The 22,552-nt window shown below is 41.6% G+C and carries 17 protein-coding genes; 13 read left to right on the forward strand and 4 right to left on the reverse strand.

The window, feature by feature from the left end:
- Window positions 1-23: 23 nt before the first annotated feature.
- Both ABFX33_RS05625 and ABFX33_RS05630 read right to left on the reverse strand, forming a co-directional pair.
- On the reverse strand, window positions 24-365 hold the full coding sequence (locus ABFX33_RS05625) for a hypothetical protein (RefSeq protein WP_346084753.1): 342 nt from the start codon (window positions 363-365) through the stop codon (window positions 24-26).
- A gap of 65 nt (window positions 366-430) precedes the next feature.
- The gene (locus tag ABFX33_RS05630; RefSeq protein ID WP_346084754.1) at window positions 431-931 is read right to left on the reverse strand and encodes a hypothetical protein; all 501 of its coding nucleotides are present in this window, start codon (window positions 929-931) and stop codon (window positions 431-433) included.
- 331 nt (window positions 932-1,262) lie between these two features.
- Between ABFX33_RS05630 and ABFX33_RS05635 the strand changes: the two genes are divergently transcribed.
- On the forward strand, window positions 1,263-1,754 hold the full coding sequence (locus tag ABFX33_RS05635; RefSeq protein ID WP_346084755.1) for a copper resistance protein NlpE: 492 nt from the start codon (window positions 1,263-1,265) through the stop codon (window positions 1,752-1,754).
- A 10-nt stretch (window positions 1,755-1,764) separates the two neighbouring features.
- On the opposite strand, the gene ABFX33_RS05640 is transcribed toward ABFX33_RS05635, so the two are convergent.
- Window positions 1,765-4,227 (reverse strand): PIG-L family deacetylase, encoded by a 2,463-nt coding sequence (locus ABFX33_RS05640; RefSeq protein ID WP_346084756.1) that lies wholly within the window; start codon window positions 4,225-4,227, stop codon window positions 1,765-1,767.
- A gap of 513 nt (window positions 4,228-4,740) precedes the next feature.
- Here ABFX33_RS05640 and ABFX33_RS05645 point away from each other — a divergent pair.
- On the forward strand, window positions 4,741-5,772 hold the full coding sequence (locus ABFX33_RS05645; protein ID WP_346084758.1) for a fatty acid desaturase: 1,032 nt from the start codon (window positions 4,741-4,743) through the stop codon (window positions 5,770-5,772).
- Between the two features lie 265 nt (window positions 5,773-6,037).
- Here ABFX33_RS05645 and ABFX33_RS05650 read toward each other — a convergent pair whose 3' ends face one another.
- Entirely contained in the window at window positions 6,038-6,295 is a 258-nt protein-coding gene (locus tag ABFX33_RS05650) for an FUSC family protein (RefSeq protein WP_120258614.1), read from the reverse strand.
- Between the two features lie 670 nt (window positions 6,296-6,965).
- Between ABFX33_RS05650 and ABFX33_RS05655 the strand changes: the two genes are divergently transcribed.
- From ABFX33_RS05655 to ABFX33_RS05705, 11 genes are all read left to right on the forward strand, one after another.
- On the forward strand, window positions 6,966-7,652 hold the full coding sequence (locus ABFX33_RS05655) for a class I SAM-dependent methyltransferase (protein WP_346084760.1): 687 nt from the start codon (window positions 6,966-6,968) through the stop codon (window positions 7,650-7,652).
- Window positions 7,653-8,088: 436 nt separating this feature from the next.
- A complete protein-coding gene (locus tag ABFX33_RS05660) occupies window positions 8,089-8,682 on the forward strand; it encodes an RNA polymerase sigma factor (RefSeq protein WP_346084761.1) in 594 nt (197 codons plus the stop codon).
- Window positions 8,683-8,799: 117 nt separating this feature from the next.
- Entirely contained in the window at window positions 8,800-9,867 is a 1,068-nt protein-coding gene (locus ABFX33_RS05665; protein ID WP_346084762.1) for a FecR family protein, read from the forward strand.
- Window positions 9,868-10,018: 151 nt separating this feature from the next.
- Entirely contained in the window at window positions 10,019-13,531 is a 3,513-nt protein-coding gene (locus ABFX33_RS05670) for a TonB-dependent receptor (RefSeq protein ID WP_346084763.1), read from the forward strand.
- A 10-nt stretch (window positions 13,532-13,541) separates the two neighbouring features.
- Window positions 13,542-14,981 (forward strand): RagB/SusD family nutrient uptake outer membrane protein, encoded by a 1,440-nt coding sequence (locus tag ABFX33_RS05675; RefSeq protein WP_346084765.1) that lies wholly within the window; start codon window positions 13,542-13,544, stop codon window positions 14,979-14,981.
- Window positions 14,982-15,018: 37 nt separating this feature from the next.
- Complete coding sequence (locus tag ABFX33_RS05680) at window positions 15,019-16,098, forward strand: redoxin domain-containing protein (RefSeq protein WP_346084767.1); 1,080 nt, start codon at window positions 15,019-15,021, stop codon at window positions 16,096-16,098.
- A gap of 1 nt (window position 16,099) precedes the next feature.
- Window positions 16,100-17,287 (forward strand): redoxin domain-containing protein, encoded by a 1,188-nt coding sequence (locus ABFX33_RS05685; protein ID WP_346084769.1) that lies wholly within the window; start codon window positions 16,100-16,102, stop codon window positions 17,285-17,287.
- A 28-nt stretch (window positions 17,288-17,315) separates the two neighbouring features.
- Entirely contained in the window at window positions 17,316-19,592 is a 2,277-nt protein-coding gene (locus tag ABFX33_RS05690; protein WP_346084770.1) for a redoxin domain-containing protein, read from the forward strand.
- Between the two features lie 164 nt (window positions 19,593-19,756).
- Window positions 19,757-21,010 carry a putative DNA modification/repair radical SAM protein gene (locus tag ABFX33_RS05695; protein ID WP_346084772.1) on the forward strand — a complete coding sequence of 418 codons (1,254 nt, stop codon included), beginning with the start codon at window positions 19,757-19,759 and terminating at the stop codon, window positions 21,008-21,010.
- Window positions 21,010-21,768 (forward strand): TIGR03915 family putative DNA repair protein, encoded by a 759-nt coding sequence (locus ABFX33_RS05700; RefSeq protein WP_346084774.1) that lies wholly within the window; start codon window positions 21,010-21,012, stop codon window positions 21,766-21,768. Before ABFX33_RS05695 ends, ABFX33_RS05700 begins: the two co-directional genes overlap by 1 nt.
- Window positions 21,769-21,872: 104 nt before the next feature.
- The gene (locus ABFX33_RS05705) at window positions 21,873-22,469 is read left to right on the forward strand and encodes a porin family protein (protein ID WP_346084776.1); all 597 of its coding nucleotides are present in this window, start codon (window positions 21,873-21,875) and stop codon (window positions 22,467-22,469) included.
- Window positions 22,470-22,552 lie beyond the last annotated feature (83 nt).

The following is a 22,552-nucleotide window of genomic DNA, read 5'->3' on the forward strand; positions in this document are numbered from 1 at the left end:
TACTTTGCTTTCAGCTCCTTGAATTACCCTTCTTTTAATCTTCCTGTCAGCGCAGCTAAGGCAATTTTCAATTCATTTTCTTCTCCATTCCGAAAATGGATACATAAAGATAAGTCAGGAAAATTGTTTTGATTAATGATATCTGTCAATTTCAGGTGAAGCTGCTTGTCTACTATCTCAAACTTAAAATCACTCTTTAATACGCTCACATAATTTACCTGATCATTCCATTCGATTTCAATCTCGTCTTCATAGGCCAAAGTATTAAACGAGAGATAATTTTCATGGCTGACAAAGGTTATATTAACAATCTCATCCCAGTTGGCCTTTGTACTATAGATTATTTTCTGGCTATTAAACTCCATGATTTTTCGTTAAAAATAGCATTACTGGTGTGGGTTTTATCATACCAGGTCCTGTAATGTAACCATTAAAAAATAAATAGTTTCATATCCTCAATAACTGCCGGAAAAACAAAACTTTCAATCTTATCATAATCCATTCTCTTTTTTAACTCATCAAAATCCTCCTTTTTTACTTTCTTCGAGATCAAAACTAAAAATGATCCAAAGGCATCATAGATAATATCCGCATAAATCCGGGGAGACATAAGGGGTTCAATTTTTGTTGAAATCACAGAGAGTAGCGCAAACTTTAAACTTCGCTGCTTGTTAAATCTTGGTTCCGGACGAAATTTATCCTCGGTGGTATTGAAAGGACAGTCCGTAAAGAATTTATGCTTTTCAGGATCAAATTTCTTTAGGTCCAAAGTAATCCTATATTTAAACTGATCATCGATCAATATCTTTTTACCCACCAATAGATTACGATAGATATAATCCCAGATATATTGTGCCACCTCAGGTGAAATCCTTGGTGTAAATTCTACTTCTGCTTTTTCAACCATTGTCCTTATTTCAAAATATGCCATTTTATAATATATATATGATTAGTCCATTTTGTCAAAATGTATAGCTGATTTTTCAGTATAGCTAAAACTACATTATTTTGACCATATAAAATTAGGTTCATTTACGATCCGTTTGTTCCTTTTACAAACTGTTGAAAAAAAATAGAAATATTTGTGGCAAAAAACTGCTAATTGATACCTTTTTGGAATAGATTGATATATGATTACATATATTTTAGGTATGGAAATATAAGAGAGGCACTACTTGATCATCAGCGGACATTAGTGATATAAAAAACATTTGAATTTACTGGTATAGTAGTTGTGTATTTCAGGTTATAAACATACATATATGAACAAAATCTTTCATTTTTTTTTCATCGGAATGACAACCATTACGATTTCTTCTTGCCAAAACAGTGGCAAAACATCTACTAGCGCAGCTATTGATACAGCGGCAATGACAGATACATTATCTGCTGCTAACAATACCACACAGTCGACTGCTATACCCGCAATACAAACCCGATATGCTGGGACAGTTCCCTGTGCAGATTGTGAGGGGATCAAAATGGTACTGACTTTGGTGAATGAAACCTATAGTCTTGAGGAAACCTATTTGGGAAAATCAGATCAAGCCATACGGTCTAAAGGTCCAATGTTGATCGAGCGCGGCTACGAAAAAGACAATGATGCAACCTTATACATCCTAAATCCAGATAGTGATACTGAAAAGCGTTATTTTGTACGTCTGACAACACAACCTGGTAAGTTGATCATGTTGGATAAGGATCAAAAGATAATCAACTCGAAATTGAACTATACGCTATCCGAGGAAAAATAAAATCAGTGTTTCACGAATTAGATTCCAGTCTGCCAATAGAAAGCATATTAGCAAAAAGACGATAGGCTCCGGACACCGCAGCGGGAAGCTGTCTAAATAAAGACAGGCTGCTGTAGATGTAATATCCTTTTCCCTTTCTATTGACAAGCAACAAGCCATCTTCATTTCCGCTATCGGAATTTTGGGTACGCAAGACCGGTTTAAAATCACTATTCCAGTCTTTGGGGAGAAACAGCGCGCGGTCCTGTACCCAATTGGCAAAATCTTGCTGTTTTATTTTATTTGGATAATTCAAGATTCGATGGGTAGGATCCAAGAAGCTAATGGTTGATTCCATATCGGTAATCCGTTCGCCAGTAACCGTTAAAGGATAAGCACCCACCTCTTCCAGAGGTAGATCATAGGGGGTATTATATTGGGTTATCAAAACGCCGCCGGCTTCAACATATTCGCGCAACTGTGTATGGAAATTCACCAATTGTGGATCGGTATTATAAATTCGGATGCCTAAAACTATGGCATCAAAACTCAACAGATCTGCATCTTTCAAAGCGGCCACTGATAGAAGTTCTATCTCATTCACCAATTGCTTTAGGCTACCTAGAAGTTCATCCTTTTTTCCAGCGATGTAGGCGATCTTCTTAGCAGTGTTTGCCACGGGACTATCTAAAACCTTAAAAAAAGCTTTGGGATGATATACGACATCCTCAATATGGGGATAGCTAAGCGATTTTAAACCACATTGGTGGATCCCATAACTACTTTCTATCTCAAATCCAATCCGTTGTATCTGTTCAGCGGATCCCAAAGAAGTCAACTGAAAATGAATTTTTTCGGAAGCATTACCCTCTAAGGTCAATGTATGCTCTTTAGGAAATAGCCCCAGCTCATCTGCTCCCTTTAACCTCACCATGACAGACTCTACTGTAGAGACATTGGATTGTAGTTCAAGTGAGACAGAACGACTGGTAGAATCCGCCAGAACGATAATATCTGTATCAAAGGTGCCGGTAATAGCTGGAGCAATCGTGATTGCTTTATTGTTATTCAATACAGGTACACTAATCGCCATGGATACCCCGCCAAACTGTAACTGCAATTGTACAACGATCGGATTGTTATGTTGAGCAAGTACAATATCATTGAAAGACCGCGGAGAATAATTCCCCCTATCTCCTTCTTCCTTTAACCAGGATGGTAATGAGGGCTCAATGGTGCTGCTAAGCCGACCCGTAATTTCTATCCGTTCTGTACCCGATAATTGATGAGGTTGATGATATAACGATTCAAAAAAGGGAACTGTCACATGGGTCAACACCAGATCAGAATCCTGAGGTATATTTGCCTGCAAAAATAAATTAACATCGGTGCCGGGTACCCAGCTATCGACCAATGAATTTATTTCAAAGGATACCCCAAGTGTGCGTAGTAAAAGCAGCTCCAAGTCAGCGCGTTTTTCATGGATTACACTATTTTTGGATACAGTTCTCATCCAGATCAAAATTGTTGCGATCGTCACTGAAAGTTCCCGATTATCTCCCTGGGCCTGTTTCGCAAGCAAACGATCGACAAGTTTCTTAAAAACAGGGATATACTGGTCCTCCATTTCAGTTGAAGTAAATAAAGCGTCAGCAGCTGTAGGATCAACAGACTTTCCCCTCAATAATTCAAAATATTCAAGCGTGGGCGTATGTTGCGTTAAACTAGCCATCGCCTGAGAACGATGTTTATTACGGCTTTCAGCAGCAATCTCACCATGATGCAAGCCCGTATAACGATTATATACAGGGATAGTGACCGAAAAATGCTGTGGTAAAGGTATTACCTTACCCCCAATATCTTTGACGCCACTCTCCTGATAGACGTTCCAAAACAAACGCTGCGTCTGCCAGACAGACAATTCCTCCAATTGTTCAGGATAGGCTTTCGGATCCGCAGCGAGATCATAGGCCTTTTGTGCTAGGATCGCCGAACTCTGGTGGTGTCCATGGAGATCAGGAATATTCGGCGAGAACCTAGTGATCATAATATCTGGCCTAAAGTACCGGATGGTCCATACGATATCCGCAAGAACAGCGTGCTCATCCCATCGGAGCATTGTTTCAGTTGCAGATTCTACAAATCCAAAGTCTTTGGCCCGTGTAAAAAATTGTCTTGTACCCTCGGTCTTCCGCGCAGATAAGGATTCCTGTACTCGAAGAATACCAAGATCTATTCCTTTTTCGGAACCTATAAAATTCTGTCCCCCTTCGCCGCGCGTAAGCGACAAATAAGCAGCATCTACAAGCTGGTCCTGAGCAAAAAATGTTAATAGCTTGTTGTTCTCATCATCTGGATGGGCACCTACATACAAAATCCTTCCAAAAACCTTCAACTTGCATAACTCACGCATGAAACCAGCATGGTTTATTTGCGAAGAAATTCCGTTTCTAGGTTGTTGTCGAGATTGTTGTGTGAGAAATTTTAATGCCATATCCATCTATTTTAATACCTGCGATGGCCAAATATAGCAATAATTTCCAAAAGACTACTAATCCTATAGATATTGTTAATAATACAAAATATAATGTAGTCGAAAGCTTACGAAGACACGGACTCAAAATACCTTGTTATTTCTTCGGTCTGATTACATAGTATGTGCCCAAATCTATCCCAGCATCGGGCAATACAACGATACAGCCCAGAATGACTGCTCCTATTATTATTTTTTTTATCTTCATTTTTTATTGTTTCTCCAAAGCACGCACTGGATACTTCTACTCGAAATAAAGATATCGAGTTCTGGGTAAATAAGGGCCGCGAATAATAATTTGGAACCTGTAATTAAAAAATGAAACAGCTATTTTTCCCTATCATATTGTATCAACAAATCCATTAAATAGTACTAAAAGATTTGCGGTCATGTGTTAAACTTTTGGAATTAACACTTTTTAACCGATATATACCGTAGCTTAGCGCTTTATCAACAATTAGATCAACCAACAGAATGCCCTTTTTAGATCATGTGCTCCAAAAACCCAGCTACGGATGGAAAGACGACAATGGAGACCTTATTAAACCCAGCCCTAAACAAATATTCAGCGAGTTTTTCAAAAGATTGAATGTTTTTAAGGACCAACGCAACTGGTTACCTTTTTTTAGTTGGCTGAAAGTAGCTTGTCTTATCCCTTTTTTCTTTGTTTTTCTCTTTGCTCACCTTAGCTGGTGGACTGTGCTGGCAGCTTTTATCTACAGTATGATCATTATGGGGACACATGGTACGATCTGGCATCACAGATTTTCTACACACGGTGCTTTTAAGTTCCGTAACCCCTTCTGGCGTTTTTTCACACAGAACCTCACAATCAATGTGATTCCCGAGGAAATCTATGTCATTTCGCACCACGTACACCATGCAAAATCAGATCAACCAGGAGATCCATACAACGCACAGGCAGGATTTCTATATTGCTTTTTGGCCGATGTCAACCATCAGCCGATTGCTAAAGATCTAACAGAAAACTCTTACAACCGCGTCAAGTTGCTTATGAAGCATACGGGTGTTACAGCCAATACTTATGCTCAATATCAAAAATGGGGTTCCTATGTCAACCCGACACATGCAATCCTATCCTGGGTATTAAATTGGTCATTTTGGTATGTTGTATTCTTTTTAATCGGTGGACATGCCCTAGCCTGTTGTCTATTTGGTGCAGCTGGCTTTTGGGCCATTGGCGTGCGTACATTTAATTATGAAGGACATGCCAAAGGAGAAGATAAACAACGGGAAGGGATAGATTTTAATGAAAAGGATAAGTCCATTAATCAATTGTGGCCCGGTATTGTCGCCGGAGAATGGCACAACAACCATCACCTCTATCCCAAAAGTGCGCGAAGTGGTTTTAAACCTTACCAAATTGACCTAGCCTGGTGTTATATCAAAATGATGCACAGATTAGGTGCTGTCAGCAGTTATCGCGATGACAAAAAACGGTTCGATGAACAGTATCATAAACCTTATCTCGATGCTAAAAAATAAAAATAGATCGGTTATCTGATTCCATGTATCAGATAAAATTAAGTATATAATAAAACAGAAAAATAGCTAGTACTAGCTATTTTTTTTGTTTTGGAGCATGCTAATTTTAGCTGCACATCCAACACAGGAAAAACATTCCTTCAGGTTCCTTAATACTAAAAATAAACAACATCTAGACGTCACCTAAAGCAGGCTGATTTCTTCATAACGAAAATACCGAAGCATTCATCGCTTCGGTATTTTTGTTTTACAGATCCGGCACGGGTTATTTTTCGTTCAGGTTTCTGGATTTCAACTCATTGTCAAGTGCCTCATCCGTTTTCTTCCAGCGAATAAAAGCCCAAGCTCCCATAACGATAAGCATAAACGTAAAAATAGTAATACCCTTATTTACGACACCATAAACAACAATCCCAGCACAAAATCCGACAAGTATGGCATTGATCAGTTTGCTACTTTTTTGTTGCTTTTTTTTCTCCAACAATTCCTGATCGGTCAATTCAGTTAGTTCCTTTTCTTTCATAGTTTTAATGTCTTGGTCAATATAGTATGGAGCAAATATACAATCTAAAAAAATATTCACCTATTTCACCAATAAGATAATGGTCTAAGATATGACCGATGAAAGCCTACTTTTCACACATTACAGACATCCCCCTTCCCCCAACGGAAGCGAATGCAGAATAAGTAAGGCGTGTAAAATCAACTCTCCAGTACGTTATTAGTATTACTTAAGTATTGTTTAAGTATCGACTAAGTATCACTTCAGTAGTATTATACGAAATAGACACGACTACTTCTCTCTTAGCTTATAAGGCATTGAACTTTCCATATCCTTGCATGATAGCTAATTTACCTGTGCGGATACAGACCTTACGATGAACAGATTTGACGTTGTTGTGTCTTCCCCCTCCTTTGGAAGACATAACAGTATTAAATCTTATCAAGCTCCAGCATAAGGGCTTTAAAATAGACCTGTTTATTGCCCTATAGCCGGAACGATAAAACGCTCCCGATGAAGTACCTTACCCATATATTTAAGTTATCATGGTATAAAATCAGCTTCGCTTACTTTTCCAGAACCAGACTAATCCCTGTAATCTAATTTATGAAAAAATATATTCGTCTTGACATAAATTCAACCCTTTGTTCAGGATAATATGGATAAATTTGTATGTACTAAAAGTATCGAGATGATTGAAAGAATAGCAACTTATTGGGATGGAAGAAGTGCTTCATGGCGCAAGGAACGAGATGAGGCTTGGTCGCGCCCCGAAACCGAGCGATGGCTTGATTTTTTTAAGTCTGTCCGACATCAAACAGCTGGAAACAGCGTACTCGAGGTCGGTACTGCAACGGGATATTTTGCGAATATCCTAACACTGGCCGGTTTTGAGGTGACAGCCATAGATCTTTCACCACAGATGATTGAAGCCGCAACGCTTGTGAGTGAGGAACTAAAGCTAAATGTAAATTATAGCGTCATGGATGCGCAGTCCCTGCAATTCGAGGACAATACCTTTGATCTACTGTTCACACGTCTAATGACCTGGACTATCCCTGATCTGGAAAAATGCTACCGCGAGATGCAGCGCGTGCTCAAGCCCGGAGGTAAGCTGATCAACCTGGATGCAGATTTCGGAAAAACCGTTTTTAGCACAGACAGGCATGACGAATGCCCATCTGGTGCGATTGAAGAGGTGAATGCCATCAAATCGGCGCTGGAAATCAGCCAGCACGAACGTCCAGCCAAAGATATCGACATATTGCAAACAATCGGATTCGGTTCCGTTGAAGTTGACATCCATGCCCAAAACCGTATTCTAGGACTTCCCTTGACAACTGAAGGGCTTTTTATGCTCGAAGCAACAAAAAAATAACTATTTGATAATCGAGAGGTATTCAAGAATAAAGATCCCTCAATTCTAAACAATTGAGGGGGTCTTATTTATTTTCAAAACGGAGCTGATTAAACTTATAGCTAACGCTTCCAACCACGTTGAGTAATCGCTATACATTAGTGATGGTATAACGAATCCATTAATACTTATTGGCCAGTTTATCCCTTCAACCCCATACTTAATTTTCGGGCGTCGTAGAATGCGTTGGCGTCCCCGCTCCTTGGCGAAGCCTTAAAACACTATTCTCGGATCTAATGACAACAGGATATAGTTTTTGAGGCTTTTTAAGCTAGTAAGTGTTGCAGAACGAAATGGTTTGGTAAATTTTGCTTCAGCCACTTACCATCGGCCCATTTTTTAAAACATTGTCGTTTTATATATCCATAATGTTACCTTTGTAGAGGACAAGACATTCATGAGTAAGGATCGCGATATACTAGAAATACAATTGTGGGAGGCGCTAAGAAGTGGAGAACAAGCTGCTTTACAGCAGTTATACATGTCCTATTACAAAGGCCTGTTAAAATATGGACTGCGGTATACAGACGATCGGGATACCCTAAAGGACAGCATCAACAATACCTTTCTTTATTTCTGGGAAAAACGCGAAAGTATAGGCAACGCCAATCATGTTGGCAACTATATTTTCAAAAGTTACCAGCGACAATTAATCAAGGACCTCAATAATACAAATAAATTTGAAAAGCTTCTCGAAAACAACGAAGACACCGATACGGTTGATGTTGAAGAGTTTCAGTTCATTATCCGACAGGAAGAAAATACACGGGTTAATGTCCTTAAAAATGCAATTCTCCAATTACCCAAACGGCAACGTGAGCTCGTTCTGCTTCGTTATTATGAGGGACTCAGTTACGATGAAATTACGCTAAGAACAAACCTGAGCAAACGTGCGGTCTACAATCAGATCCATAGCGCCATCAATACATTAAAAAAAGACACTAGTCTGCAAAATCTCAAACAGATTCTCCCCCTATTAATCTTATTTTAGTTTTTTAGAAAAAAATAACATTCAGATACACAGCTTTTTACGTATTTAACTAAAAAAATAACTGGTAAAAACCAAACTCGGTAGACTCTATCTATATAAACGACTAATTTTTAGACCATGAGTGCATACCAGTCTGTTCAGGATTTTATATTGGATGAATCTTTCTTTCGCTATGCGGTAAGACAAGATCCATCGGAAATCTTGAAATGGGAAAGTTATATTAAACAACATCCCGAGCAGCAGGAACTTATACAGCATGCTAAGCAAGAATTGCTGGCTATGCAAGATGCACTGTATTTGATTGATGCCGAGCAAAACTATGTCCGGCTTGTACCCCATTTGGATCCCCCCGTCAAAAACATACTGTTAAAGAAAAAATGGACCTATTATTCGGCAGCGGCTATTGTCTTTCTGTGTTTGATCACTTCCCTATATGTCTTCCAATATCATTTCAACCAGTCGCAGACGAATGCTTACCTAACGCAACCTGCTGAAAAGAAAACAATTAAACTCGCCGATGGTACACTGGTCAAGTTAAACGCTGCGAGTAAATTGGAGATCGTTGATGGATTTGGTAAAACAAACCGTGCGGTCAAACTTGTTGGTGAAGCGTATATGGAAGTTGCTAAAAACAAAGCATTACCCTTTACCGTAACGACTCAGGCACTGCAAGTCCGGGTATTGGGGACAACGATCAATGTAAGAGCCTATGCCAACGAAGAACTTACTGCTGCCTCACTGATTGAGGGCAGTGCGGAGGTTATTCTGAAGAGCAGATCCCAAGCGCCTATCCGTCTAAAACCAAAAGACAAAGTCGTTGCTCCACTGGCAGAAGCACAGCCTAGTTCCAAAAACAATACAACAGGCATAGAAAAAAAATCCGATTACAAATTGGAGACCGTTACACAGTATGATGCTGAGCAACGATTGGCCGAAACCTCTTGGGCCGACCAGAAACTTGTCTTTGTTAACGAACCGCTGTCTTCAATTGCTAAAACGTTAGAACGCTGGTATAATATTACTATTGAATTCCAAAATTCGGACATCAGCTCCCGAAAATATACAGCAGCATTCGATGACCGCGAAGAACTACAGAATGTGCTCCAAAGCCTACGGAGCAGTATCCCTTTCAACTATCGAAAGATCGGGCCACGCAGCATCAGAATTTACCTAACTAATCCATAAAATAAAACTTATGAAAGATACAGTTACCTAACCAACAGAGAAAAAAAAGGAGCATGCCAGGCATACTCCCAAAATCGTTAATTAACACAACAGGCTGTGACTGCGAATCCTAGGCGCTGTTGTCAATTGTTTACATTAACCTTGCAAACTTATGAAAAATAACGCAATTCGCGTTAAGGGAAGATATTACCCTAAACTTTTTAATACGATCATTCTCGTGAAACTGACCATCATCCTAACCCTGCTGTTCCACCTGACTGCGATTGGTAATTCTTTGGCTCAAAATGAACGTGCTACCTTACATCTCACATCGGTGAAGTTGAGCACGGTTTTAAAAGAAATTGAAAGCCAGACCAAGTATCGCTTTGTTTACGGTGACGATCTCGTCGAAGGTCTGGGCGCAGCATTTGCTGTGCACGCCCAAAATCAACCTGTCAAAGATATCCTCGATGAACTATTGACGAATACTGACCTCAGTTTTCGGATGCATCGGGAATACCTTATCATTCTTTCAAAGGAAGAAAAACAGGCACTAGCGACCCAGTCTAATATTCGAGGTCTTGTTCAGGATAGCCAAGGCCGACCATTGCCTGGTGTTACGGTGAATGTGTTAGGGGAAAACAACAACACGGTATTGACCGATCAAAACGGAATTTTTCGGATCCGAGCGTCCGTTGGACAAGTACTCCGGATTTCATATGTCGGTCATGTTTCACAAAATATCAAACTTACGACAAAACATAGCATAGAAGGAATCAAAGTACAGCTGGAAACTGGGGTAAATACCTTGGAAGAAACCGTCGTGGTGGGATATGGGAGTGTCAAACGGAAAGATCTGACCGGATCGGTTGTCTCTGTTGACGTGAAGGAGATCAGGGATGTGCCTTTTACCAGTATTGATCAGGCCCTGACAGGTAAGGCGGCAGGTGTGCAAGTCATACAAGCTGATGGCTCGCCAGGCGGGGTCGCCAAAATACGTATTCGAGGCGGTACCTCGCTTATGGGCGGTAATGATCCCCTTTATATTATTGATGGGGTGCAAATGACCGTACAAAATCGTTATGTGAGCAATTCAGCTGAAGTGGTCAACCCGGTAGATCGCTTTGGATCAGACGATCCAAACAGCGCAGTATCTGGCTCATTCGCACGTGGACTCAATAGTCTAGCCGGACTGAACATCAGCGACATCGAGACAATAGATGTATTAAAAGATGCGTCTGCCACAGCAATTTATGGATCTCGGGCTGCCAATGGCGTTGTCATTATTACCACTAAACGTGGAAAACGTGAACAAAAACCAACTTTGGAGGCCAATTATTATCATGGTATTAGCAAGCAACGACCGATCAACCTGCTCAATCGTGACCAATATATCATGATTATGCAAGAGGCTAATCGCAACCTCCTCGATGCCCGCAAAGCAGCAGGGGAAACACTCACGCCTGAGGAACTTGTCGATTTTGACAACCGGATCAACAATCCTAATTTTTATGGTCCTGCGAATACGGATTGGCTAAATCTGGTCACCCGGACGGGAAAATCCGACAACGCTGATCTCTCCGTTAGGGGTGGTGGTAATGCTTCGCAGTATTTTATTTCTTTAGGATATACCGGTAATCAAGGCGTTGTATTAGGCACCGACTTCCAACGTTTGTCGGGACGGATTAACTTAGACAACGAGATCACTAGTAAGCTCCGCACGCAAGCCACATTTGGTTATGGCTATACCATTAATAATATCACCAATGGTCTTTATACACAGGCACTCTTTGCCCCGCCAACTTTTGCAGCTTATAATGCGGATGGTTCCATTGCTAAATATACCGGCGAATCTATAGGAGGATATGATTATCAGGGCTATCAAAATCCACTTGTACTCCTCGACGGAATAAACAGAGCAGCCAGTCACTCTCTCCTAGGATCAGTGGCAGCCGATTATAAAATTTTACCGGAACTTATTTTTCGAAGCACTGCTTCAGTCAACTATAATAGTACGAACCAACGCAATTACGTAACCGGTGATGCCTTAATCGCCGCATCAAACGGTGTGGGGACCTCCAGTCTAGGAACGGGATCGCAGTCGCAGAATCAGTTGACAGACCTATTTTTTGAAAATACATTGACCTGGGACAAAGTTTTCAATGCGCAGCACCGATTCAATATTGTTGGTGGTACTTCTTGGCAGAAAACTCGTTCTCAACTTTTTGGTGTTACCGCACAGGGTTATCCTGATGACAAGTATTTGAACAACCTTTCATCAGCTAGCTTGGTGACAGCGGCCGTTGGGACCAGTGGACAGAACTCCCTACTAAGTTTTTATACACGTGCACGTTATGCCTGGAAGGACCGTTATATTGTTACCTTTACAGGTCGTTCGGATGCTTCCTCCAAATTCCCAAAAGTCAACCGTACTGGATTTTTTCCTTCTGGGGGTGTGGCTTGGCGCATCTCCGACGAACCCTTTATGAAGGGTCTAAAATGGGTAGATGACCTCAAATTACGGGCAAGCACGGGTTACACAGGTACTCAAAATATTGGCGATAATATGTTCTACACCTTATACAGCCCATATGCATACGGCGGTAAAAGTGCAATGGTACCTACACAACTCGGCAATGAAGCGATCCGTTGGGAATCTACTCTGCAGAAAGATGCAGGTTTGGATATCAGCTTATTTAACTCGAAATTTGGTGCCAGTATAGAAATTTACGAAAAAGCGACTTCTGGTATTTTGTTCACCAGAGCAGTTGCTGGTAGTTCTTCCTACCGTAGTGTCATTGCCAATCTGGCCAATATTCGTAACCGAGGTCTGGAAATCGCTCTACGTGGCACCTTTCTAGAAAAGAAGAACTTCTCTTGGAATGGTGCTTTTAATATCTCGTTTAACCGCTCCCTAGTAACCAATGTGAACCGCGACTTTACCAATCCAAATGATATCACAGACTATAACCTCGGGAATGCAATCGTCCGGGAAGGTGAGCCGCTCGGACTGATTTATGGAAAGGTATTCACGGGTCTATTACAAACACAAGAACAAGTGGATGCCTATAAGGGGAAAAATCAGTATTGGATGTATTTTGACCCTTATTTGGGAATTGGTGATCCAAGTTATAAAATTCCAGAAGGTGAATTTTTTCCTGAAAATGAAATCATTGGACGTGCAGAACCTAAGTTTTACGGTGGTTACACCAATAGTATATCCTATAAAGGACTCAGTCTGACAACCTTATTTACTTTCAGCTATGGAAACGACATTCTGTACCAGGGTGATATCCAAAATAACAATGTGAGTAACAGGTCAAATAAGACAACAGAAATTTTAGGTCGATGGACACCGGAGAATCCTACATCTACACGGCCAAGACTTCTTTACGGACAAAATGGAACTGCTTACACAAATAGCTCAGCAGTATATGACGGATCATTTTTACGCCTTAAATCATTGACCTTAACCTACGTCCTACCGGAGGGATTACGCAAACGGATCGGTATTCCTCAGGCCTCAGTATTCGGTTCAGCGACCAATATTCTAACATGGACAAGCTATCCTGGTGTGGATCCTGAGGTTAGCAACGACCCCTATAGCCTAGTCAACGGCGCAAGTGACCCAGGCACATTCCCCGCTGTTAAACAATTTATTCTGGGACTACGTTTTTCACTTTAATGACGAGAATATGAAAAGAAAACTCTTCCATATACTATTTGGATTAACCTTTATAACGAGCAGTGTGAGTCTAACTTCCTGCGAAAGCCAACTCGGTGCCCTGCCTGAAAATGCAAAAGTCGATGGCAATACTGTATTGGATGCGCCAACAGCTCGCATCGCATTGAATGGTATATACTTTCGTTTTGCGAACGTGTCTCAAGACAATGGCATCACCCAATGGACCAACAATGAGCGCCTTCCCGCCCAGTTATCCGGGTATATGACCTATGGTTACGGTACGGGAGCCGGAGCACCCGAAGATAATCAAATGGTCAGTTCATCCGAAGCCTATTGGTCTTATAGCTATGGTATTATAAACGCGGCCAACTCATTGATCGGTGGTATGGATAAATTACCTCAAGGTCGTATTCCAACGGCTGAACGCGAGCCTATCGAAGCTGAAGCGCGATTTCTAAGGGCCTATGGGCATTTCAAATTACTAACCTTCTATGGACAATGGTTTGATCACTCCAGTCCTTATGGTGTATTATTACGCTATGAGGCTGTCACAATCGGCAATATCCCAAAGGCTCGCTCCTCAGTCGCAGAAAGTTATACCTCCATCCTACAAGATTTGGATTACGCCATTTTGCACTGTCCCGCTCAGCATGAAAAATATTATGCCACCTTGTGGGCGGCAAGAGCTTTGAAGGCCCGCGTACTGATGTGTCGTGGCCAGGCAGGTGATTATGCTGAAGTCATCAAACTAACCGAAGAGATCATCAACAATAGTCCTTACCGACTTGAGCCACTGGCAAAAGATATCTTCCGCACCAAAGGAGCCAGTAGCTCAGAAGTCATCCTCAGTATAACTCCGCAGCCCAACCAACCTGCCTATGCCTACAGTCGTAGCCGACAGTTTTATCCAGGTGCATCATCCCTATACTGCGCAACGCAAGGTCTACGTGATCTCCTGATAGCTGATCCAAGACAGGATTGGATGGTCGGTAGTTTCCGTAAAAACTACGCTAACTATTTTTTCACAAAGTATATTGCTGAGGGTACAGTCCCAACAGTCGTTTCGGAAACGTATTATGCGATCCGCCTGACAGAAGTACATTTATTGAAAGCTGAGGCTTTGCTGCGCAATAATGGATCTATCACTGAGGCCAAAGCGATCCTCAAAGAAATAGGTACACACAATGGCTTATCCGATTTTTCCAAACTTGATGCGCTGACGAGTCGTGAAGATATACTCAGGTACAACTACCAGGAAACGTCCAAGAGCCTTGTAGCAGAAGATGGACAGGAATGGTTATGTCTGTTGCGTTTGCCATTAGCTACCGTAACGTCCATCCGTCCTAAATTAACCAATATCCAGCAATATATATTGCCAGTACCAAAAAGTGAATTTGCAGATAATTCCAAATTTGGCGAACAAAACCCGGGTTATAATATTGATCTGTAAGAAAAAAGACTTTGATAAAATTTTAAAAGATAACAATATGAACTGCAAAAACTATATACTTAGTGCTTTACTGCTCACAACAACACTAGGTGCCCTGGCACAAAAGACAAAAGTTTCCGGTCTGATCAAAGGTATCGGCGACGCTCAAGTGGCTATTGGTTACCTAAAAGATGGCAAGATGAAAACAGATACTGTTAAGATTCAGAAAGATAAATTTGTTTGGGAGGCAGATATGCCCGAACCTCAAAAGGTCTATCTGATGTTCCCATCGCGTTACGCCGAACTTTTCCTCGAAGCGGGCAATATCAGCATAACCGGCCAGGCCGATTCATTACATTTATTAAAAGCCAAGGGCAGTAAAATACAGGCTGAGGCCGAACGTTACCAAGCGACCTTAAAAGACCTGGAACAACAATCCAACCCACTTTATCAGCAATGGGGAAAAGGTACAGAAGAAGAGCAATTAAAACTCGAACAACAACTGAATGCAATCAGTACCGAACGTCGTGCCCGAGCAGCAGCCTATATCACCGCCCATCCCAAGAGTGCCTTTAGCCTGAGCCTGGTCTCTGACCGATCGGCTATGGGAAGCTATGAAGAGGTGAAACCTCTTTACGATGTACTCGACAAAACCGTACTTGCTATGGCAACAGGTAAACAGCTTACTGAACGTATGGAAGTGCTCAAACGTAGTGCCATAGGAGCGACAATTTTGGATTTCAAGCAAAATGATCCCGAAGGCAGACCGATCAGTTTCAGCAGCTTCAAAGGAAAATATGTATTGGTCGACTTTTGGGCAAGTTGGTGTGGCCCCTGCCGTGCCGAAAACCCCAATGTCCTTAAAGCTTATAACAAATACAAGGACAATAATTTTACTGTTATTGGGATTTCTTTGGATGACAACGCCGAAAAATGGAAAAAAGCCATCAAAGATGACGGCATGCCCTGGTCGCAAGTATCTTCATTAAAAGGCTTCGAAAATGAAGTATCCACCTATTATGGTATTCAGGGCATACCTAGTTCGCTACTGGTAGATCCCAATGGAAAAATAATTGCTCGCAACCTACGTGGCGCATCCCTACAACAAAAGCTGAACGATATTTTTAAAACACAATAAGATGAAATATACCTTACTATCCATTGTAACCCTGTTACTTATGCAGGGTTGCAAAAATTCACAAACGGACGGAAAATATACATTACATGGACAAATCAAAGGTATTACCTCAGGGACAGTCAAATTACAACGTCTCGATGATGCCACCAGACAGTCAATTACGATAGATAGCACAGTGCTACAAAACGGCAAATTCCAGCTGACAGGTCCTATTGATCGGCCAGAGATGATGTCTATCAAGATCGAGCCCGGCAACTGGTCAGCCACCCTGTTTATCGAATCGGGTGAACTTCAATTCCAGGCAGATACGAGTGGATCCACCCATTATGATTATACTGCTTATGGTGATAGCAAAGGCGCCATCTTACGCAATTGCAGTTTAATCGGTTCCGAAAACCAGGACATATTTGATGCGTTTGAGAAGCATCCCAAAAGCCTTGCCGCCAAAAAGATGTTTGAACAGCTCAACAAGAAATACGAGGTCGCAGGCAAACCTGAAGAAAAAGAAGCCATCCGTGCAGAAATGGAAGCTTTTGGAGATAAACACAAAATCTGGGAACTTCACTGGATCGATAGCATCACTCAACAGCACCCATCACTCGTAGCCGGAGCCTACCTCTTGGAGCGCTATCAACTCTTTAATGAATCCATGCCGGTTGCGGAACTCGACAAACGTCTTCAAGTGTTTCAGTCTCCCGCAAAAGAATCCAATTACATCAAAAATCTTCAAGGCAAAGTGGCCGTAAAAAAAGCACTGTTGCCCGGTAATCAAGCTCCAGATTTCAAAGCGCTAAAACGTGACAGTAGCGATTTCCAGCTTTCCTCACTTCGTGGCAAGTATGTCCTTCTCGATTTCTGGGCCAGCTGGTGCGTACCTTGTCGCCAAGCCATCCCCCATTGGAAGGAAGCCTACAAAACATACCATGATAAGGGCTTAGAAATCGTTGGTGTCACCAATGACAGTCGCTGGCCAGACTGGTTCAAAGCACTCGATCAGGAAAAAATGCCCTGGATCCAAGTAGCCGATGATTTCCCTATCAAGAATAGTCCAGCGAGGATCGCAACCCTGTACGACATTCCGAGCTTGCCGACTTATGTCCTATTAGACAAAGAAGGAAAAATTATTATACATACCACCTCTAAAGAAGAAATGGATGCCCAATTAAAAGCAGCATTCAGTACCTTATAGCTCATACGAGTAGATAGACCACAGCAATATGAAAAAGAGCACATTATCATTCCTGTTTTTAGCCCTGGCCAGTCAGGCTTTTGCGCAAAAAACAAATACCGTACTGACAGGCAAGTTAGACAATCTACCTAAAGACCAATGGATCTATCTTTCTGGATTCGGAAACGGACAGAAGGACTCAGTCCAACAGACTGAAAAAGGCTTTCGGTTTGATCTGGATATCCCTGAAGGTGAAGGCGATTTTTACATTTTTCAGGTAGGCAAAATGAAAGCTTCGGGAGAGATGAACGGCGCCTTTATATTCTTAGAAAAAGGTAAGCTTAATATCAACAGCAAAACCCCTATGCTCAAAGATGCGAAATATAGTGGTGGCAAACTCGCAGATTATTACAACCTATTTCAGCAACGCTCCAAAGTAACTGGGTTAGATGCTTTATATGATCAGTTTGGTGAAGCCCGCAAGAACAAGGACCAAGATCAGATCGCTACATTACGGAAAAAGATAGACAACAAAAATGCTGAACAAGCCACGCTGGACAAGAGCTTTGTACTAAAACATAAAAACAGTCCCGCAATCGTATATCCGATGTTCTTTACTTTGCGCAATGGTGACGATCTTGCTTCCCTGGATGAGCTGTTGCAACAGGCTAGTCCACAAGCAAGAAATAATGTCCCAATCAAAGCCATCGAACATAGCATCAAAACCGATAAACTGACGGGTATCGGCCGCACAGCACTGCCTTTCACACAAGCCGATACCTTAGGAAACAAGGTCTCTCTAGCTGATTTCCAGGGTAAATATGTCTTGATTGATTTTTGGGCCAGCTGGTGTGTACCCTGCCGCATGGAAAATCCCAATGTAGTCAGTGCCTTCCAGCAATACAAAAACAAAAACTTCACCGTATTGGGTATTTCATTCGACTATCCTGGACAGCAAAAACGTTGGTTGGATGCGATTCATAGTGATCATCTAAACTGGCCTCAACTTTCTGACCTCAAAGGCTGGAAAAATGAAGTCGGCGTGCTTTATGATATCAAATCCATCCCCTCCAACCTTCTGATTGATCCCAATGGTGTAATCATCGCCAAAAATCTTCGCGGAGAGCATTTGGACAAGAAACTAGCAGAGCTCCTTGGTGCGCCCGTCATGGATAAAAATACCCTCGTCATTAAGGGAGAAATCGAAAATCCTGCAAAAGCATCCTGGTTCAATATACGTTATACCGATGCTGCAGGGAAGAAAGTCGCTGACAGTACCCAGATTTTCAATGGTGTATTCAGTTACCTCGGCAAAGTGCAAGCCCCTACACAAGCCACAGGCTACTTCAGCGATGGAAAAAGTGGCGCGCCTCAGTCCTACGAACAATACCTACAGTTTTATATTGAACCAGGTATTCTACAGATCAGTGGGGATGCTAGTTCTCCCCAGGAGATAGTCCTATCTGGTTTAAAAACTCAGGATGAATTCAATACCTATAACAACTTGATTAAGTCCGAAATTGCTGCCTTAAAACCACTCAACGAGTCGTACAATAACAAAAACAATGAATACATCGCCTTGAAAAAACAAGGAGCTTCCGAGGAAGCTCTCAATGCTAAACTTGATGAACTTGAAAAAATCAAAGAAGACATGTCCCCTATGCAGCAAGCAATACGCGACAAACAGTTTTCCTATATCAAGAAGCATCCTAATTCAGCTGTTTCCGCTGCGCAACTTCGCTTTTTCGTTAGCAGTGTAGACCTAGCAGAACTTCAAAGCATTTACGACCAGATGGGACCTGAGATCAGAAACTCAGTCAATGGTCAGGAACTGGCGGAAGAAATTACAAAGTTGAAATCAGGTTCACCGGGAAGTACAGCCACGGATTTCTCAGGAATGGACATCAACAGTAAACCACTTAAGCTATCCGAATACCGTGGCAAATATGTATTACTGGATTTTTGGGCGAGCTGGTGTGTACCCTGTCGTAAGGGTAACCCGCACCTCTTGCAACTCTACAGTAAATACAAAAAGAGGGGTTTTGAAATTATCGGTGTCTCAGATGATGATTCCAATCCTAAAGCGTGGAAAAAAGCGGTCGATCAAGATAGGATTGGTGTATGGAAGCATATCTTACGTGGCTTAAAGACAACTCCTCAAGGTGATTTTGATAAATCAGAAGACCGTTCAGAAGCCTATGGTATCCATACCTTGCCGACCAAGATCCTCATCGATCCGAATGGTGTTATCGTTGGCCGTTACGGTGGTGGTGGTGGTAGTGATGACGATCTAGACGCTAAACTGAAGACAATTTTTAAACTTTAATGCAGAAGCCGTAACGAAGATATATTCGTTGCGGCTTTTTACATTAATCAGCCAAGCAACATGTTATCGATAGTTTTCGACCAGACCGGATTATTTTTTGAAACCATAGCATTATATTTACTAATAAAAATAGTAATTTTACGCAAATTACTAAGATATTAATCATGATTGGATTTGATAATAAGCTGAAGATCTTAGCTGATGCAGCAAAATATGATGTCAGCTGTAGCTCAAGTGGTGGAAAACGAAAAAATACGCATGGCATTGGTAATGCATCAGCGAGTGGGATTTGCCATTCCTATACGGAGGATGGCCGATGTGTCTCTTTGCTGAAAATTTTAATGACCAACTATTGTATCTATGATTGTTCATTTTGTGTCAGCAGACGAAGCAATGATGTTCAACGAGCAGCATTTTCAGTGAAGGAAGTCGTTGATTTAACGATGAACTTCTATCGCCGTAATTATATCGAAGGCCTATTTTTAAGTTCCGGTATTTTTAAATCCGCGGATTATACAATGGAAAGGTTGATGCTCGTCGTAAAAAAGCTCCGCACCGAAGAAAGATTTAATGGCTATATTCATCTAAAAGCTATTCCCGGAGCCAGCGAGTCGCTATTGAAGCAGGCCGGCCTATACGTTGATAGGATGAGTGTTAATCTGGAGATCCCTACGGAGGAAGGCTTAAAACTTGTTGCGCCAGAAAAAGACCATCAATCCGTCCGCGAACCTTTGGCAATTATCAAAAATGAAATCCTTAACGTTCAGCAGCATAAAAAGATTGTTAAAAAACTTCCGCTCTTTGTCCCCGCAGGCCAAAGTACACAGATGGTCATTGGGGCCACACCGGAGACAGACCTACAGATTATGCAGACCGCGCATGAATTCTACAAAGATTATAAGCTCAAGCGCGTTTACTATTCAGGTTACATCCCCATAAACGCCACTGATAGCATGCTTCCACAAATCGGCACGACTCCACCTCTCGTGCGTGAAAATAGACTTTATCAAACAGACTGGTTATTGCGGTTCTACGGGTTCTCCCTGCATGAAATTCTAAATACCAAACATCAACAGCTTGAACTGGATATAGACCCCAAGCTCGCTTGGGCTTTACGTAATCCCCAGTTCTTTCCGATCGATATCAATACAGCGGATTACAGTTTAATTATTCGAGTTCCCGGAATTGGTAGACAGTCTGCAAAAAAAATTGTGCAAGCACGTCAATACGGAAAATTAAAGGAGTACCAGTTACGTAAGCTGGGAATCGCCTTTAACAGAGCAAAATACTTTATGATTTGCCTGGATACCGTCATCAGTGCCGGATTCCATTATCCGGAACAGATCCGGAAATCTCTTCTTGGACATCAGTCCAGTACCAAATCAAACAGCATTCAAACGCAGTTAACATTATTTTGATGAACTATATTTTCGACGGGAGTTATCAGGGGTATTTATGTTGCATTTTTGAAGCCTTTGAACGAAAAGAATTTGACGCTATTCCAACAACTTCACAGCAGCTGGAAAACCATATCTTTTCGCAGAAACGCCAAATCTATACAGATGAACGTAAAGCCACACGTATTCTGACCGCGATGAATAAACTTATAGGATTACAAAATACCAAGATCTTTTACCATAATTTTCTAAGCGACAGTCCATCCGAATGGACCAACGGATTCCGGCTGATCGTGGAGCTTTTCAAATCCGGAAAGATGAATATGCAGAATTATGGACGACCTGATCTGTTGCGTATACACCAGATGATAAAGAAAGTGAGCCGGGAAAGACACCGGATGAAAGCCTTTATACGCTTTGTCAAATCCGATACAGGTCTGTATACAGCTATTGTGGAACCCGATTTTAATGTCCTGCCATTGATCACTGATTTTTTTAAGAATCGCTTTACTGACCAACAGTGGTTGATCTACGATATACGACGAAATTATGGATTTTATTATGATTGCCACCGCGTAGAGGAAGTAACTAGTTGTGCTGAAAATGATTTTCAGAGTGCTAATCATTTGGAAATAGATCTGGACCCAAGGGAAAAAGAATTCCAGCATCTCTGGAAGACCTATTTTAAAAGCACAACGATCGAATCCCGGAAGAATTTAAAACTTCACTTACGACATGTCCCCAAGCGATATTGGAAATACTTGACCGAAAAACAATAGGTGATCATCATTTTAACTTTCGTCACCACGAGTATGCAGTTCGTCAAAGACTTTTCTGTATCGCCGCTGGCCTTCGTTTTTTTGTGCATATCAAAACAATAAAAATGAACAGAAAAGCAATTTTATCATGCGTTGTACTCTTCGCGATGATGTTAAGTAAAATGGTCTTTGCTCAGGAGCAACCTCTTATTCAGATTGGTATCAAAGGCGGAAGCAGCCTCAACAAGCTCAACACCGAGCTTGCAGACCTGGATGACAAATACGCCCTTGGGCTCCATGTCGGTGGTATGGCACGTGTCAACCTTGGAAGAGCATACATTCAGGGCGAGGCACTTTTCAGCAAACGTAAAGCAGCGCTCAAACCACAGGGACAGACTGAATCCAAGCTCAAATGGAATGCGATCGATATTCCCGTGATGGTCGGTTATAAAATCTACCAGCAGCAGGACATGAACTTTCGTGTATTTGCCGGTGCAGTATATAATTATACCCTGAATGACAATCTATCCCCCTTGAAGGCCATCAAAGAAGGCGTCAAACATTTCGATAAGTCCAATGTACAGTTTACAGGCGGTCTTGGGGTCGATATCCAAAGGTTCAGTATCGATGTCCGCTACGAACGTGGGTTTTCGAACCTGTCTAAATCCTTCAAATCCAAGCCACAGGCATTTTCCATTGGTGTAGGTTACTTCATATTCTAATACAACCCTTAACACATCAACCTTTGAAGGCAATCCTGTATTCGCTTTCAAAGGTTTTTGTTATATATTTGACTATTTTTGTC

The sequence above is a fragment of the Sphingobacterium ginsenosidimutans genome, assembly GCF_039536865.1.
Lineage (GTDB): Bacteria > Bacteroidota > Bacteroidia > Sphingobacteriales > Sphingobacteriaceae > Sphingobacterium > Sphingobacterium detergens.

Excerpts from the sequence above, each read along its gene's own strand:
- ABFX33_RS05625 (WP_346084753.1), bottom strand. The coding sequence starts at position 365 with ATGGAGTTTAATAGCCAGAAAATAATCTATAGTACAAAGGCCAACTGG.
- ABFX33_RS05630 (WP_346084754.1), bottom strand. The coding sequence starts at position 931 with ATGGCATATTTTGAAATAAGGACAATGGTTGAAAAAGCAGAAGTAGAA.
- ABFX33_RS05635 (WP_346084755.1), top strand. The coding sequence starts at position 1,263 with ATGAACAAAATCTTTCATTTTTTTTTCATCGGAATGACAACCATTACG.
- ABFX33_RS05640 (WP_346084756.1), bottom strand. The coding sequence starts at position 4,227 with ATGGCATTAAAATTTCTCACACAACAATCTCGACAACAACCTAGAAAC.
- ABFX33_RS05645 (WP_346084758.1), top strand. The coding sequence starts at position 4,741 with ATGCCCTTTTTAGATCATGTGCTCCAAAAACCCAGCTACGGATGGAAA.
- ABFX33_RS05650 (WP_120258614.1), bottom strand. The coding sequence starts at position 6,295 with ATGAAAGAAAAGGAACTAACTGAATTGACCGATCAGGAATTGTTGGAG.
- ABFX33_RS05655 (WP_346084760.1), top strand. The coding sequence starts at position 6,966 with ATGATTGAAAGAATAGCAACTTATTGGGATGGAAGAAGTGCTTCATGG.
- ABFX33_RS05660 (WP_346084761.1), top strand. The coding sequence starts at position 8,089 with ATGAGTAAGGATCGCGATATACTAGAAATACAATTGTGGGAGGCGCTA.
- ABFX33_RS05665 (WP_346084762.1), top strand. The coding sequence starts at position 8,800 with ATGAGTGCATACCAGTCTGTTCAGGATTTTATATTGGATGAATCTTTC.
- ABFX33_RS05670 (WP_346084763.1), top strand. The coding sequence starts at position 10,019 with ATGAAAAATAACGCAATTCGCGTTAAGGGAAGATATTACCCTAAACTT.
- ABFX33_RS05675 (WP_346084765.1), top strand. The coding sequence starts at position 13,542 with ATGAAAAGAAAACTCTTCCATATACTATTTGGATTAACCTTTATAACG.
- ABFX33_RS05680 (WP_346084767.1), top strand. The coding sequence starts at position 15,019 with ATGAACTGCAAAAACTATATACTTAGTGCTTTACTGCTCACAACAACA.
- ABFX33_RS05685 (WP_346084769.1), top strand. The coding sequence starts at position 16,100 with ATGAAATATACCTTACTATCCATTGTAACCCTGTTACTTATGCAGGGT.
- ABFX33_RS05690 (WP_346084770.1), top strand. The coding sequence starts at position 17,316 with ATGAAAAAGAGCACATTATCATTCCTGTTTTTAGCCCTGGCCAGTCAG.
- ABFX33_RS05695 (WP_346084772.1), top strand. The coding sequence starts at position 19,757 with ATGATTGGATTTGATAATAAGCTGAAGATCTTAGCTGATGCAGCAAAA.
- ABFX33_RS05700 (WP_346084774.1), top strand. The coding sequence starts at position 21,010 with ATGAACTATATTTTCGACGGGAGTTATCAGGGGTATTTATGTTGCATT.
- ABFX33_RS05705 (WP_346084776.1), top strand. The coding sequence starts at position 21,873 with ATGAACAGAAAAGCAATTTTATCATGCGTTGTACTCTTCGCGATGATG.